The organism is Pseudomonas sp. B21-048, assembly GCF_024748615.1.
Classification (GTDB): Bacteria; Pseudomonadota; Gammaproteobacteria; order Pseudomonadales; family Pseudomonadaceae; genus Aquipseudomonas.
This window is the reverse complement of the sequence record NZ_CP087168.1, coordinates 4573611-4587733: the sequence shown is the minus strand read 5'-3', so window position 1 is coordinate 4587733 and position 14123 is coordinate 4573611. Positions and strand designations below refer to the sequence as shown.

At 59.4% G+C, this 14123-nt stretch carries 13 protein-coding genes and 2 pseudogenes; 6 read left to right on the top strand and 9 right to left on the bottom strand.

All coding sequences use genetic code 11. The annotated features are described in order from the left end of the window. Positions 1-10: 10 nt before the first annotated feature. Positions 11-495 (bottom strand): annotated as a pseudogene (locus tag LOY56_RS21440) (type II TA system antitoxin MqsA family protein). Beyond that, a pseudogene (locus LOY56_RS21435) lies at positions 492-804 on the bottom strand (type II toxin-antitoxin system MqsR family toxin). The pseudogenes LOY56_RS21440 and LOY56_RS21435 overlap by 4 nt, the downstream one beginning before the upstream one ends. A 166-nt stretch (positions 805-970) precedes the next feature. Between LOY56_RS21435 and LOY56_RS21430 the strand changes: the two are divergent. From LOY56_RS21430 to LOY56_RS21410, 5 genes are all read left to right on the top strand, one after another. Continuing rightward, a complete protein-coding gene (locus tag LOY56_RS21430; protein ID WP_258617014.1) occupies positions 971-1630 on the top strand; it encodes a FadR/GntR family transcriptional regulator in 660 nt (219 codons plus the stop codon). Continuing rightward, positions 1620-2930 (top strand): CynX/NimT family MFS transporter, encoded by a 1311-nt coding sequence (locus tag LOY56_RS21425; protein ID WP_258617013.1) that lies wholly within the window; start codon positions 1620-1622, stop codon positions 2928-2930. The genes LOY56_RS21430 and LOY56_RS21425 overlap by 11 nt, the downstream gene beginning before the upstream one ends. A 113-nt stretch (positions 2931-3043) precedes the next feature. Next, a complete protein-coding gene (locus LOY56_RS21420; protein WP_095051230.1) occupies positions 3044-3514 on the top strand; it encodes a nuclear transport factor 2 family protein in 471 nt (156 codons plus the stop codon). A gap of 39 nt (positions 3515-3553) precedes the next feature. Then, entirely contained in the window at positions 3554-3874 is a 321-nt protein-coding gene (locus tag LOY56_RS21415; protein ID WP_038981663.1) for a GIY-YIG nuclease family protein, read from the top strand. Positions 3875-3962: 88 nt separating this feature from the next. Further along, the gene (locus LOY56_RS21410) at positions 3963-4898 is read left to right on the top strand and encodes a glutathione S-transferase family protein (RefSeq protein WP_201062261.1); all 936 of its coding nucleotides are present in this window, start codon (positions 3963-3965) and stop codon (positions 4896-4898) included. A gap of 148 nt (positions 4899-5046) precedes the next feature. Here LOY56_RS21410 and LOY56_RS21405 read toward each other — a convergent pair whose 3' ends face one another. Further along, positions 5047-5397: a glutaredoxin family protein gene (locus LOY56_RS21405; protein WP_123719445.1), complete on the bottom strand. Its 351-nt coding sequence runs from the start codon at positions 5395-5397 to the stop codon at positions 5047-5049. After that, positions 5397-6401 (bottom strand): nucleoid-associated protein YejK, encoded by a 1005-nt coding sequence (yejK, locus tag LOY56_RS21400; protein WP_007905511.1) that lies wholly within the window; start codon positions 6399-6401, stop codon positions 5397-5399. The genes LOY56_RS21405 and yejK overlap by 1 nt, the downstream gene beginning before the upstream one ends. A gap of 396 nt (positions 6402-6797) precedes the next feature. Here yejK and LOY56_RS21395 point away from each other — a divergent pair, with 396 nt between their 5' ends. After that, a complete protein-coding gene (locus LOY56_RS21395; protein ID WP_007905514.1) occupies positions 6798-7079 on the top strand; it encodes an HU family DNA-binding protein in 282 nt (93 codons plus the stop codon). 228 nt (positions 7080-7307) lie between these two features. Here LOY56_RS21395 and rlmF read toward each other — a convergent pair whose 3' ends face one another. The 5 genes from rlmF to LOY56_RS21370 form a co-directional block, all read right to left on the bottom strand. Beyond that, entirely contained in the window at positions 7308-8330 is a 1023-nt protein-coding gene (gene rlmF / locus LOY56_RS21390; RefSeq protein WP_064676012.1) for a 23S rRNA (adenine(1618)-N(6))-methyltransferase RlmF, read from the bottom strand. 154 nt (positions 8331-8484) lie between these two features. Next, the gene (locus LOY56_RS21385; RefSeq protein ID WP_258617012.1) at positions 8485-11331 is read right to left on the bottom strand and encodes a valine--tRNA ligase; all 2847 of its coding nucleotides are present in this window, start codon (positions 11329-11331) and stop codon (positions 8485-8487) included. A gap of 123 nt (positions 11332-11454) precedes the next feature. Further along, a complete protein-coding gene (locus LOY56_RS21380) occupies positions 11455-11856 on the bottom strand; it encodes a DNA polymerase III subunit chi (protein ID WP_258617011.1) in 402 nt (133 codons plus the stop codon). Positions 11857-11864: 8 nt separating this feature from the next. Then, on the bottom strand, positions 11865-12293 hold the full coding sequence (locus LOY56_RS21375; RefSeq protein WP_258617010.1) for a DNA polymerase III subunit chi: 429 nt from the start codon (positions 12291-12293) through the stop codon (positions 11865-11867). 60 nt (positions 12294-12353) lie between these two features. Then, positions 12354-13844, bottom strand: a complete 1491-nt coding sequence (locus LOY56_RS21370) for a leucyl aminopeptidase (protein WP_258617009.1) — start codon at positions 13842-13844, stop codon at positions 12354-12356. Positions 13845-14123 lie beyond the last annotated feature (279 nt).

Genomic DNA, 14123 nt, shown 5'->3' with positions numbered 1-14123 from the left:
TTTATGTGGCTCAGGAAACGGTGAGGGTTTCATGTTCCTTATGCTCGGTATATTTGAACCCCCCCCTCAAATCTGCCCCTTCGCCCAAGGTTTTCGCATCGGCGAGCAAGTGCGGGTAGCGATCCAGCAGGCGCATTAGCAGCATCAACGCCTTCGGCGCAAGCACTTCGCCGCGCTCGTACCGTGAAAACGCGTTGTGCCCGCCGCCTGACAGCAGTTGCACCGTTTCTTTTTGCGTAAGGTGCAACTTGCGGCGGATGCGCTTCATCTCGGCGCCGATCATTTGCTTGGCAGCGATGACCAGCGCATCACCTGCTTCCCCATAACGCTCTGCACTATCGGGGGCCCACTCGATTTCCCCGCACTGCTGGCATTCCCAGCCAGAAAGATCATCTACACGGCGCTCCATGCCTTGACACTCAGGGTTTCACCGCGCCCTTCGAAATGCCTCATTCCCTCACGTGCACCGCAGCTGAAACATTGCTGGGTTTTCATGGGTTTTTCTCCTTGAAGGAGATTACGGGTGGGCCGCCGGCAGGGCGGTACGTCACCTTGATGTAAATCTCCAGATCTTGTGAATTGATGTGATACACGTCCTGCCAGACTCGATGATCGTCATGGGGGGGGCATCGATTTGTACAACATCTTGTTTTGCAACTCGAAAACGACCTCTTGCATCTCTCTGAGGCTAAAGCCGAGATCCATGCCGTTTTTTTCTGCGGTCTTGGTGAATGCTTTTCTTCCAAGTCGCCTGACATCTGCCTTGATCACCGCCAAGTTGTAGTGGGGTGTGTTCTTTTCCATAAGAAACTGTGAATCCCATCCCTAAAATTACCCTTAAAGGGTAATTTTGACCAATCGAAAATCCCGCTCCATTCCTCTCACTTGACCCTAGGCGGTTGTCGTCCTACATGGAGCTGACTAACATGTCAGAAAATTCATCCTATGATTGGATGAAAGGGCGAATCCTATGTCAGACATTTCTCCATTAATTAAACGATCCCTGGTCGATCAGGCCTTGGATCAGTTACGCCTGCGCATCACCGAAGGCGTCTGGACGGTCGGCCAGCGCTTGCCCACCGAGCCGGAACTGGCGTCTGAGTTGGGCATCAGCCGCAACACGGTGCGCGAAGCCATGCGCGTGTTGGCGTTTTCCGGGTTAATCGAGATTCGCCAGGGCGACGGCAGTTATCTGCGGGCGGTGATTGATCCGCTGGACACCATGAAGGCGCTGTCCCGTTGTACTCAGGAACAGGCTCGGGAAACCCGGCACATTCTGGAAGTCGAAGCCATCGGCCTCGCGGCGTTACGCCGCACCGATGAAGACCTGGTGGCATTGCGCGAGGCGCTAGGTGTCAGTGGCAGTCATTACCACGGCGATCTCGACACCTACATCGCCTGCGATCTGGTGTTTCACCGTCGACTGGTGGATGCGGCGCACAACCCGACACTCAGCGAGCTGTATCGCTATTTCTCCAGCATCGTCGGCGCGCACTTGCGCCAGACCCTGAACATCTCACCCCGACGCCAAGCGGTGTTCGACCTTCATGTCGAACTGCTCGATGCCGTCGAGCAACGCGACCCGGAACGGGCCAAAGCCCTGTCGAGGCAGTTGATCAATGAACCTTGAAACCGAGAACCCCATGTCCACCCAGCAGGTCAGCAGCATCACTGAGCTCAAGCGTACGGCGGAGCTCGAAGAGCTGTTGATCGACGCCGAGGCCGATGACGAACAGGTTCAGCAAACTCACCCGGTCCTGCGGCGGCCATGGCTGTTGTTGCTCGGCCTGATTCTGGTGGCGCTGAACCTGCGTCCGGCGTTGTCGAGCATGGCGCCGATGCTCAGCGAAATCTCGAAGACGCTGGGGCTATCGGCCGCCCAAGCCGGGTTGCTGACGACCTTGCCGGTACTCTGCCTCGGTCTGTTCGCGCCATTGGCGCCGGTGCTGGCACGACGTTTTGGTGCCGAGCGAGTGGTGTTGGGGATTCTTCTGATGCTGGCCGGCGGGATCATTTTGCGCAGTTCATTCGGCGAGGTCGGCCTGTTCGCCGGCAGCGTGCTGGCCGGCGCCAGCATCGGGGTGATCGGCGTGTTGCTACCCGGCATTGTCAAACGCGACTTCCCGAAACAGGCCGGCACCATGACCGGTGTCTACACCATGGCACTGTGCCTGGGCGCGGCCATGGCGGCAGGGGCAACCGTGCCGTTGAGCGAACATTTCGACAAAAGCTGGCCCTTGGGTCTCGGCTTCTGGGTGGTTCCAGCGTTGGTCGCGGCGATTTTCTGGCTGCCGCAAGTCGGTCAGAAGCACGGCGCGCATCATGTTGCCTATCGGGTCCGAGGCCTGCTGCGTGATTCGCTGGCCTGGCAAGTGACCTTGTACATGGGTCTGCAATCGTCTTTGGCCTACATCGTGTTTGGCTGGCTGCCGTCGATTCTGATCGGCCGCGGTCTGACGCCAACCCAGGCTGGGCTGGTGTTGTCGGGTTCGGTGATTGTCCAGTTGATCAGCTCGCTGGCAGCACCCTGGCTGGCGACGCGCGGCAAGGATCAGCGGCTGGCAATCGTGATCGTCATGGCAATGACCCTCGGCGGTTTGTTCGGTTGCCTTTATGCGCCGATTGATGGCTTGTGGGGCTGGGCGATCCTGCTGGGGTTGGGGCAGGGCGCCACGTTCAGCCTGGCGTTGACCCTGATCGTGCTGCGCTCGCGGGATGCTCATGTCGCGGCCAATCTGTCGAGCATGGCTCAGGGCTTCGGTTACACCCTGGCGTCCATGGGGCCGTTCGCGGTCGGCGTGGTGCATGACTGGACCGGCGGCTGGAGTTCCCTGGGCTGGATCTTCGGCGTCATCGGCCTCGGCGCGATCATCGCCGGCCTCGGTGCCGGGCGTTCGTTGTACGTTCAGGTTCAAAGCGAGAAAGTCTGACGTTCTGCGCACTGTCGGTATTCGGGCCACGAATGCCGATAGTGTTCTGCGCATTTGTTGACTATCGTGCAGGCAATCTTTCGACGCCACTTTGCAACCCAGAGAGCCTGCCCATGAGTGATGCCCACAACGCCTTGATCACCCGGTTCTACCAAGCCTTCCAGCGCCTGGATGCCGAGGCCATGAGCGCCTGCTACACCGACGACGTGGTGTTCAGTGATCCGGCATTCGGCGAACTGCGCGGGCGCGACGCCGGCGACATGTGGCGCATGCTGACCACCCGAGCGAAGGATTTCTCCCTGACCTTCGACAATGTGCGCAGCGACGAGCGCACCGGTGGGGCTCATTGGGTCGCGACTTATTTGTTCAGTCAGACCGGCAACACCGTGGTCAATGATATTCAAGCGCGTTTCGTCTTTCGCGACGGCAAGATCTGCGAGCATCACGACAGCTTTGATCTGTGGCGCTGGTCGCGTCAGGCGCTGGGTTTCAAAGGGTTGTTGTTGGGCTGGACGCCGGTGGTGAGAAACGCCGTTCGTGCTCAGGCGCTGAAGGGGCTGAAGGCATTCCAGGCCAGTCGCTGATAAGATCACGGCTTGTTTCCTACAAGCCTTGATCGTCACGTGAACACCTCGAGCGAATCTTCCGTCATTGCCGCCGAACCGCCGCTGCCCGTCAGCAAACCCTGGTTCGTCTACCTCGTTCGCGCGGCCAATGGTTCGCTCTACTGCGGGATCAGCGACGACCCCGTCCGCCGTTTCGCCACCCACCAAAGTGGCAAAGGCGCACGCTTCTTCCTGTCCAGCCCGGCTGTGGCATTGGTCTACACCGAAATCTGCCGCGATAAAAGCGAAGCACTGCGCCAGGAACGACTGATCAAAAAACTCAAGAAAAGCGCCAAGGAATGTCTGGTCGCGAGCGCGGCTGCGGGCTTATCAATCTGACTGATAAGCGCCCATCAGGCAGATGGGTAGGCTGCTTGTGGATTGCGCGTTAAGCTGCGAGCTCCTTATCCGAGCGGCGGAGCCGAGCATGTCCGAGTTGATTCTTCATCACTACCCGACGTCCCCTTTCGCCGAAAAGGCCCGCTTGCTGCTGGGCTTCAAGGGGCTGTCCTGGCGCTCGGTGAACATCTCGCCAGTGATGCCAAAACCCGATCTGACTGCCCTGACCGGCGGCTACCGCAAGACGCCGGTGTTGCAGATTGGTGCTGATGTCTATTGCGACACCGCGCTGATGGCTCGTCGTCTGGAGCAGGAAAAAGCCTTGCCGGCGTTCTTCCCGGAAGGTCAGGAAATGATTACCGCAACCTTCGCGGCGTGGGCCGATTCGGTGGTGTTCCAGCATGCGGTCAGCCTGGTGTTCCAGCCGGCGTCGGTGGCGGTGCGCTTTGGCAAGTTGTCACCGGAAGCGATCAAGGCCTTCCTGGCCGATCGCGCCGGATTATTCAGCGGTGGCAGTGCCACACGGCCGTCTGCCGAACAGGCTCGGCATCAATGGCCAACGATCATGGCGCGTCTGGAGCAGCAACTTCAGCGTGAGCAGGGGGACTTCCTGTTCGGTGAGCCATCGATTGCCGACTTTGCCCTGGCCCACTCGTTGTGGTTCCTCAAAGCGACGCACGTGACATCACCGTTGGTGGATGCTTATCCGGCGGTTTTGGCGTGGTTTGGCCGTGTGATGGGGTTTGGTCATGGCGCGTTCAGCGAGATGACTTCTGAGGAAGCGCTTGAAGTCGCGCGCAACGCCACACCGGCTGCGTTGCCGGATGAGCAGTTTGAGGAGCCGAACGGGTTCGAGGTTGGTCAGCAGGTGGTGATTGCCGCGACTGATTATGGGGTTGATCCGGTGGCGGGTGAATTGTTGTTTGCGGGTAGCGAAGAATTGATTTTGCGTCGCGAGGACGAGCGGGCCGGCGTGGTGCATGTGCACTTTCCGCGGTTCGGGTTTCGCATCGAAGCGCTCTAGGTGCTAACCACTGATTTTCTGGCCATGCACTAACCTGTGGGAGCTGGCTTGCCTGCGATGAGGTCAGCCCAGCAATATTGATGTTGCCTGACACTGCGCTATCGCAGGCAAGCCAGCTCCCACAAGGGACGGGGTCGGGCCTGAAGAGCTATTCCAGCGCCGCAAGAACCTTGTCCGGGTCATACCCGCGTATCAACGTTCCGTTGACATCGATCAGCGGAATCCCGCGTCCTCCCAGCGCCTCATAGGCCGTGCGCGCCTGCGCATCTTTCTCGATATCGAATTCCTTGTACGGAATGCCCTTCTGGTCGAGAAAGCGTCGGGTCAGCTTGCAGTAGCCGCACCAATCGGTGGCGTAGAGCACGACATTGGCCTTGGCCTGAGTCTGCTCGGACACCACTTGCGAGGGGTGAAACACGCGCTCGATCTTGCCCCAGTTCTGGTAAACCACGACCACCAGCAAGATCAGCAGGCATTTCTTCAATACGCCGCCGAGCATCAGTTGCGTCGCTTGAGCTGGTCGGTCAATTGGGTCGGCAGGCCTTTGATGATCAACGTGCCGGCTTCTTCGTCGTATTCGATCTTCGAGCCCAGCAGGTGGGCTTCGAAGCTGATGGACAAGCCCTCGGCACGGCCGGTGAAACGGCGGAACTGGTTCAGGGTGCGCTTGTCCGCCGGGATCTCAGGCGACAGGCCGTAGTCTTTATTGCGGATGTGATCGTAAAAGGCTTTCGGGCGTTCTTCGTCAATCAGTCCGGACAATTCTTCCAGGCCCATGGGCTCGCCCATTTTTGCCTGGCTGCTGGCGTAATCCACCAAGGTCTTGGTCTTTTCGCGCGCGGACTCTTCCGGCAGGTCTTCGCTTTCGACGAAGTCACTGAAGGCCTTGAGCAGGGTGCGGGTTTCGCCGGGGCCGTCGACGCCTTCCTGGCAGCCGATGAAGTCGCGGAAGTACTCCGAAACCTTTTTGCCGTTCTTGCCTTTGATAAACGAAATGTACTGCTTGGACTGCTTGTTGTTCTGCCACTCGGAGACGTTGATCCGCGCTGCCAAGTGCAGTTGGCCAAGGTCCAGGTGTCGTGAAGGGGTCACGTCCAGCTGATCGGTCACTGCCACGCCTTCACTGTGGTGCAGCAGGGCGATGGCCAGGTAATCGGTCATGCCCTGTTGGTAATGCGCAAACAGCACGTGGCCGCCCACAGAGAGGTTCGACTCTTCCATCAGCTTTTGCAGATGTTCCACCGCCACCCGGCTGAAGGCTGTGAAGTCCTTCCCGCCGTCGAGGTATTCCTTCAGCCAGCCGCTGAACGGATGCGCCCCGGACTCGGCATGGAAGAAACCCCAGGCCTTGCCTTGTTTGGCGTTGTAGCTCTCGTTGAGATCGGCAAGCATGTACTCGATGGCGCTGGACTCGGCCAGTTCGGAATCGCGGGCATGAAGAACTGCGGGTGTGCCGTCGGGTTTTTTGTCGATCAGGTGGACGATGCAATGACGGATCGGCATGGGCTTCTCGGCTGATTGAAGAGAGGAGGGCGTGCTCCTCCGAAAAAGCGCTCAGTGTACCGCAACCACTGGTTTTGGCGTGGTGCCAAGGGCAATTTGCAGCCGTCCGCCGGCCCTTATGCAGTTTTTTGCCGATTTAGAGCAATAAAGCTGACCAAATGGGTAGCTAGAGGCGGATATTTCCCCGTCTCTGTGCTAGTTTTGCCCGGTCTTACGCGAAGTCACTGCGTTAAGCGTGCATTCAGCATTTGTCAGGTCGAACCAAACCCTGATTTCGGTATCTATAACCCCGACTCGTCGTGGTTATGGCCGAGGGTGCCAGATCCAGAAGATCGGGCTCGATGGCTGACACTGCACTCTGCAATCCATATGAATTTGATAGGGAAGGAACATTACATGGCTCTTACTAAAGACCAACTGATCGCCGACATCGCTGAAGCTATCGACGCGCCAAAAACCACCGCGCGTAACGCTCTGGACCAACTGGGCCAAATCGTTGCCGATCAGCTGGAAAACGGCGGCGAAATCACCCTGCCAGGTATCGGCAAGCTGAAAGTGACTGAGCGTCCTGCCCGTACCGGCCGCAACCCTTCGACTGGCGCTGCCATCGAAATCGCTGCCAAGAAAGTTATCAAGCTGGTTGTGGCCAAAGGCCTGACCGACGCTGTTAACAAGTAAGACTTGTTAAAAAAAAACCGTGCTCCGGAGTAATCCGGGCACGGTTTTTTTGTGCCATAAATTCTTCAAACACCGCCGATCCTTGTGGGAGCGGGCTTGCCCGCGATGGCGGCGTGTCAGTCGCCTTCTTTGACGCCTGGCACACTGCTTTCGCGGGCAAGTCGAATCGTCGCACCGCCGCTCCCACAGGGATTTCAGCACTCAGTAATTTGGCTTGTCAGCAATTACTCAGCTTTTACGCGCCCAACGTTCGCGCCAGACCTGCTGCTCGCTTTTAGTCTGGAACGTCCAGGCGACGAAGCGGCTTTGCTTCTGCCCTTGCGACATTTCCACGACCTGGCTTTCCAGCACGCCAGCCTTTTTCAGCGCCGTCTGGATCGCAGGCAGGTTTGAGGCTTTCGAGACCAGGGTGCTGAACCAAAGCACTTTGTGTTGAAAATGCGCGCTCTCGGCGATCAGTTGCGTCACAAACCGTGCTTCCCCGCCTTCGCACCACAGTTCGGCCGATTGACCGCCAAAGTTCAGCACCGGCAGTTTGCGTTTCGGATCGGCGCGGCCCAGTGCGCGCCATTTACGCTCACTGCCCTTGGTTGCCTCGTCCATCGAGGCGTGGAACGGTGGGTTGCACATGGTCAGGTCAAAGCGTTCGCCGGGCTCAAGCAGGCCCAGCAGAATGTGCTTGGGATTGCTTTGCTGGCGCAGCTGGATCGCTTTGTTCAGCCCGTTGGATTGCACGATGGCTTTGGCGGCGGCCACCGCCGTTGGGTCGATTTCCGAGCCGAGGAAGTGCCAGCGGTAGTCACTGTAGCCGATCAACGGATAGACGCAGTTGGCACCCATGCCGATATCGAGCACCTTGACCGGTGCACCGCGAGGAATCTCGCCGTCGTTGACGCTGGCCAGCAGGTCGGCCAGGAAGTGCACGTAGTCAGCGCGGCCCGGCACCGGTGGGCACAGGTAATCAGCCGGAATGTCCCAATGGGCGATGCCGTAGAACGACTTGAGCAGCGCCCGGTTGAACACCCGAACCGCGTCCGGACTGGCGAAGTCGATGCTTTCCTTGCCATACGGGTTGATGATCACGAACTGCGCCAGTTCCGGCGTGGTTTTGATCAGCGCCGGGAAGTCATAACGACCCTGGTGGCGATTGCGCGGGTGCAGGCTGGCCTTCTCGCGGGGCTCCACGGCTTTGGCCGGGGTAGCGGAGTCAGGCTTCTTGCGCGCAGGTCTTGGTGTGCGGGGGGCGTTCATGGGCGTTGTCGATTCGGGTATGGCTAAAAGTGGCGGGTATTGTCCCACAGACAATGGCAGCGCGGGGGATCCTACAAAAAGCGGGTTTTGGTGTTTGGCGTGTCATAAAAAAGGGAGACCGCACGGGCCTCCCTCTTTCATTACGATTTACCCGTTACAAACTGGCAATCCGCGCATGTTGCTCGGCCAGCTTGCCCAAAGCCTGTTCAGCTTCAGCCAGTTTGGCACGTTCCTTCTCGATGACTTCGGCCGGGGCCTTGTCAACGAAACCGGCGTTGGACAGCTTGCCGCCGACGCGCTGAACTTCGCCCTGCAGACGCAGGATTTCCTTGTCCAGACGGGCCAGTTCGGCGTCCTTGTCGATCAGGCCAGCCATTGGCACCAGCACTTCCATCTCGCCGACCAGTGCGGTGGCGGACAGCGGTGCTTCTTCACCGGCCTTCAGAACGGTGATCGATTCCAGACGCGCCAGCTTCTTCAGCAGCGCTTCGTTCTCGGTGAGACGACGCTGGTCTTCGGCGCTGACGTTTTTCAGGAACAGGTTCAGCGGCTTGCCCGGACCGATGTTCATTTCGCCACGGATGTTACGCGTGCCGAGCATCAGGCCCTTGAGCCATTCGATGTCGTCTTCGGCGCCCTGATCGATGCGTGCCTCAACGGCCACTGGCCAAGGTTGCAGCATGATCGTCTTGCCTTCGATACCGGCCAGCGGCGCGACGCGCTGCCAGATTTCTTCGGTGATGAACGGCATGAACGGGTGCGCCAGACGCAGCGCGACTTCCAGCACTCGAACCAGGGTACGGCGGGTGCCGCGCTGACGTTCAACAGGTGCATTTTCGTCCCACAACACAGGCTTGGACAGTTCCAGGTACCAGTCGCAATACTGGTTCCAGATGAACTCGTACAAGGCTTGTGCGGCCAGGTCGAAACGGAACTGATCGAGCTGACGAGTCACTTCGGCTTCGGTGCGTTGCAACTGCGAAATGATCCAGCGATCCGCCAGGGACAGCTCGTAGGCTTCACCGTTCTGACCGCAATCTTCGCCTTTATCCAGCACGTAGCGCGCAGCGTTCCAGATCTTGTTGCAGAAGTTGCGATAGCCTTCGACGCGGCCCATGTCGAACTTGATGTCGCGACCGGTCGATGCCAGCGAGCAGAACGTGAAGCGCAGAGCGTCGGTGCCGTAGCTGGCGATGCCGTCGGCGAACTCGTCGCGGGTCTGCTTCTCGATCTTCTTCGCCAGTTTTGGCTGCATCATGCCGGAGGTGCGTTTCTGCACCAGCTCTTCCAGCTCGATGCCGTCGATGATGTCCAGCGGGTCCAGGACGTTGCCCTTGGACTTGGACATCTTCTGGCCCTGGCCATCACGCACCAGACCATGCACGTAAACGGTCTTGAACGGAACCTGCGGTGTACCGTCTTCATTTTTCACCAAGTGCATGGTGAGCATGATCATCCGGGCAACCCAGAAGAAAATGATGTCGAAACCGGTCACCAGCACGTCGGTGGAGTGGAATTTCTTCAGGAATTCGGTCTGCTCCGGCCAGCCGAGCGTGGAGAAAGTCCACAGGCCCGAACTGAACCAGGTGTCGAGAACGTCGTTGTCCTGTTGCAGCGCAACGTCCGGGCCGAGGTTGTTCTTGGCACGCACTTCGGCTTCGTCGCGACCGACATAGACCTTGCCCGACTCGTCGTACCAGGCCGGAATCCGGTGGCCCCACCACAGCTGACGGCTGATGCACCAATCCTGGATGTCGCGCATCCATGAGAAGTACATGTTTTCGTATTGCTTTGGCACGAACTGAATACGGCCGTCTTCAACGGCGGCGATGGCCGGCTCGGCCAATGGCTTGGTGGAGACGTACCACTGGTCGGTCAGCCATGGCTCGATGATGGTGCCGGAGCGGTCGCCTTTTGGCACTTTCAGGGCGTGATCGTCGACGCTGACCAGCAGGCCGGCGGCTTCGAACGCTGCCACAATTTCCTTGCGGGCCTGGAAGCGGTTGAGGCCGACGAACTCGGCAGGCAGCGTGCCGTCGATTTGCTCGTTGACGCTGCCATCTAGGTTGAACACTTGGGCCGCTGGCAGTACGTCAGCATTCTTGTCGAAGATGTTCAGCAGTGGCAGGTTGTGGCGCTTGCCGACTTCGTAGTCGTTGAAATCATGGGCCGGGGTGATTTTCACGCAACCGGTGCCGAACTCAGGGTCGCAGTAATCGTCGGCGATGATCGGAATGCGGCGGCCAACCAGCGGCAACTCGACAAATTTGCCGATCAGGGCTTTGTAGCGTTCATCGTTCGGGTTAACCGCCACGGCGGCGTCGCCGAGCATGGTTTCCGGGCGAGTGGTCGCGACGATCAGGTAATCGTTGCCTTCAGCGGTTTTGGCGCCGTCGGCCAGCGGGTACTTCAGGTTCCACAGGAAACCTTTCTCGTCGTGGTTTTCCACTTCGAGGTCGGAAATCGCCGTGTGCAGCTTGGTGTCCCAGTTGACCAGACGCTTGCCGCGGTAGATCAGGCCGTCTTCGTGCAGGCGCACGAACGCTTCTTTAACCGCTTCCGAGAGGCCGTCGTCCATGGTGAAGCGCTCACGGCTCCAGTCCACGGACGAGCCGAGGCGGCGGATCTGACGGCTGATGTTGCCGCCGGACTGATCCTTCCACTCCCAGACTTTCTCGAGGAATTTTTCGCGGCCCAGATCATGGCGATTCTGGCCTTGGGCTTCGAGTTGGCGTTCCACCAGCATTTGCGTGGCGATACCGGCGTGGTCGGTACCCGGCTGCCACAGGGTGTTGCGACCCTGCATGCGGCGGAAACGGATCAGGGCGTCCATGATCGCGTTGTTGAAGCCGTGACCCATGTGCAGGCTGCCGGTGACGTTCGGCGGCGGGATCATGATGGTGTAGGACTCGCCCGCGCCTTGCGGGGCGAAGTAATTCTCAGACTCCCAGGTGTTGTACCAGGAAGTTTCAATGGCGTGCGGCTGGTAGGTCTTATCCATGCGCGGCGGGACCCTATTGGCATTTGCTGAAGAAAAGCCGGCAAGTATAGCGGAGGGGGGCAGCTACAAGCCACAAGTCACAAGCCACAAGAAGTACGCGTCGGCTTTGCTTTTACTTGCAGCTTAAGGCTTGCCGCTTGTAGCTGCGGCGAGTAGCCGCTCCATCCGCGCATCAAGACGGCGTTTGATTTCAGTTTCGATGTGCGGGGCGAAGTCGTCGATCACGTCTTGCATGATCAATTGCGCGGCGGCGCGCAGTTCGCTGTCCAGGTGCAGCAGGGCGTCGGGACCTTTGCTGGCCGCAGGCGACGGTTGCGCAGCCGGGGCGGGTGGTGGTGTCGTTTCGACCGGCTGCGGCGCATTACCGACCGTGTCGAACAGCATGGGAATCTGTTCCTGATCACTTTCAATGACCGTGTCGGTCAGCAAGGGCGGTTGCAGGTTGTCATCGCCGAGCAGTTGGCGGATCGACTCGAGGTCATCCAGCAGGTGCGCGGACTTTTGCGGCAGTTTTGGAGTGTCCATCGGAAGGCTCAGAGTCGCTGTAAACGGTGATCTTGCAGAGGATAGCCCTGTTCGCGGTAGAAACGGAAACTCTCCCGCGCAGCCGAACGAATCGTCGGATCTTCCACCACCACTTCCGCCACGCGGGCGAACTGTTTGGCAAATACCGGCACCTTGAGGTCGAGATTGACCAACAGGTCCTGATGCTGGCCGCAGTCATCGCCAAGACCCAGGACAATCAAACCCTCCGGCTCGCTTTCGGCGGGGCCGTGGGGCACGAAGCTTTCGCCCTTGAAGGCCCACAAACGCGCATCGAGGTCATCACGCTGGGCGGCATCGCCGCAGTGCAGGTAAATACGGTGGCCCATGCGCCAGGCTTTTTCCGTGAGTTTGCAGGCGAAATTCAGCCGTGCCGAAGGGTCGGCGCTGGGCAGGATGTAGAAGTCGACTTTGGTCATTGCGGTTCCTGAGCCTTGAGCGGCGTTACCCGAAAGCAACGCCACCCCAGGTCATCGGTTTCAGGCTTTGGCGCGGTCCAGCAGGTATTGGGTCAGCAGGGGAACCGGACGGCCAGTGGCGCCCTTGTCCTTGCCGCCGCTGGTCCAGGCCGTGCCGGCGATGTCCAGGTGCGCCCAGTTCAGGTTTTTGGTGAAACGTGACAGGAAGCAGGCAGCGGTGATAGCACCGGCTTTCGGGCCACCAATGTTGGCGATGTCGGCGAACGGGCTGTCCAGCTGCTCTTGATATTCATCGAACAGCGGCAGTTGCCAAGCGCGGTCGTCGGCGGATTGCCCGGCGCTCAGCAGTTGGCCGATCAGCTCGTCGTTGTTGCCCAGCAGGCCCGAGGTGTGAGAACCCAGCGCGACGATACAAGCACCGGTCAGGGTGGCGATGTCGATCACCGCTTGCGGCTTGAAGCGTTCGGAGTAGGTCAGGGCATCGCACAGCACCAGACGGCCTTCGGCATCGGTGTTGAGGATCTCCACGGTCTGGCCGCTCATGGTAGTCACGATGTCGCCTGGACGCGAAGCATTGCCGCTCGGCATGTTCTCGGCGCAGGCCAGGATGCACACCAGGTTGATCGGCAGTTTCAGCTCAAGCACGGCACGCAGGGTACCGAACACGCTGGCGGCGCCGCCCATGTCGTACTTCATTTCATCCATGCCGGCGCCCGGCTTGAGGCTGATGCCGCCGGTGTCGAAGGTGATGCCTTTGCCGACCAGTGCGTACGGCTTCTCGGATTTCTTGCCACCGTTGTATTGCATGACGATCAAGCGCGGTGGCTGGGCGCTGCCCTGGCCGACGGCGTAGAAAGAACCCATGCCCAGGTCCTTGATCTTCTTCTCATCGAGGACTTCGACTTTCAGGCTCTTGAATTCTTTGCCCAGGTTCTTGGCTTGCTCGCCCAGGAACGTCGGGTGGCAGATGTTTGGCGGCAGGTTGCCCAGGTTACGGGTAAAGGCCATGCCGTTGGCGATCGCGGTGGCGTGGGCCACGGCGCGTTCGATTTCAGCCTGTGCTGCCTTGATGGTCACCAAGGTAACTTTCTTCAGCGAGAGCGGGTCGGCTTTCTGGCTCTTGAACTGGTCGAAGGTGTACTCGCCATCCACCAGGGTTTCGGTCAACAGGCGGGTCTTGCCATAGCTGTCGCGGCCTTTGACCACGACTTCGTCCAGGGCCAGCACTGCATCGCTGCCGCCCAGGCCTTTAAGGGTGTTGAGGATACCGGCGATGATTTTGCGGAACGGGCGATCGCCCAGCTCGTCGTCCTTGCCCACGCCCACCAGCAATACGCGTTCGGCCTTGAGGTTAGGCAGGCTGTGCAGCAACAGGCTCTGGCCGACTTTGCCAGCCAGGTCGCCGCGCTTGAGTACTGCGCTGATGGCGCCACCGCTCAGCTCATCGAGTTGTTTGGCAACGACGCCGAGCTTGCGGCCTTCACCGACGGCGACCACCAGCGTGGCGGTCTTCAACGTTTCCGGGCTAACACTTTTTACAACCAGTTCCATGTCCGGGTCCCTGAATTAATGGTCAAAATGCGCGACGCGCAGAGGGCTTGCTTAATAAAATAAGTAGAAAGACGCCGGAGCAGTGCCAGCGACAAAGGCCGCAGTTTGAACCTCGCTACTGGCGCCTGACAACCCTCGGTCGTGCGAACTTCGGTGGTTCAGGTGTCTGCTTGAGCATGCGCAGTGACAGGCGCACCCAATCACAGGATAATGCGCCATCTTTCTCGGCGGCTCTGCCCTGCGGGCCGACCGATACGTTTGTTTGTTTGGCCGCTTAGC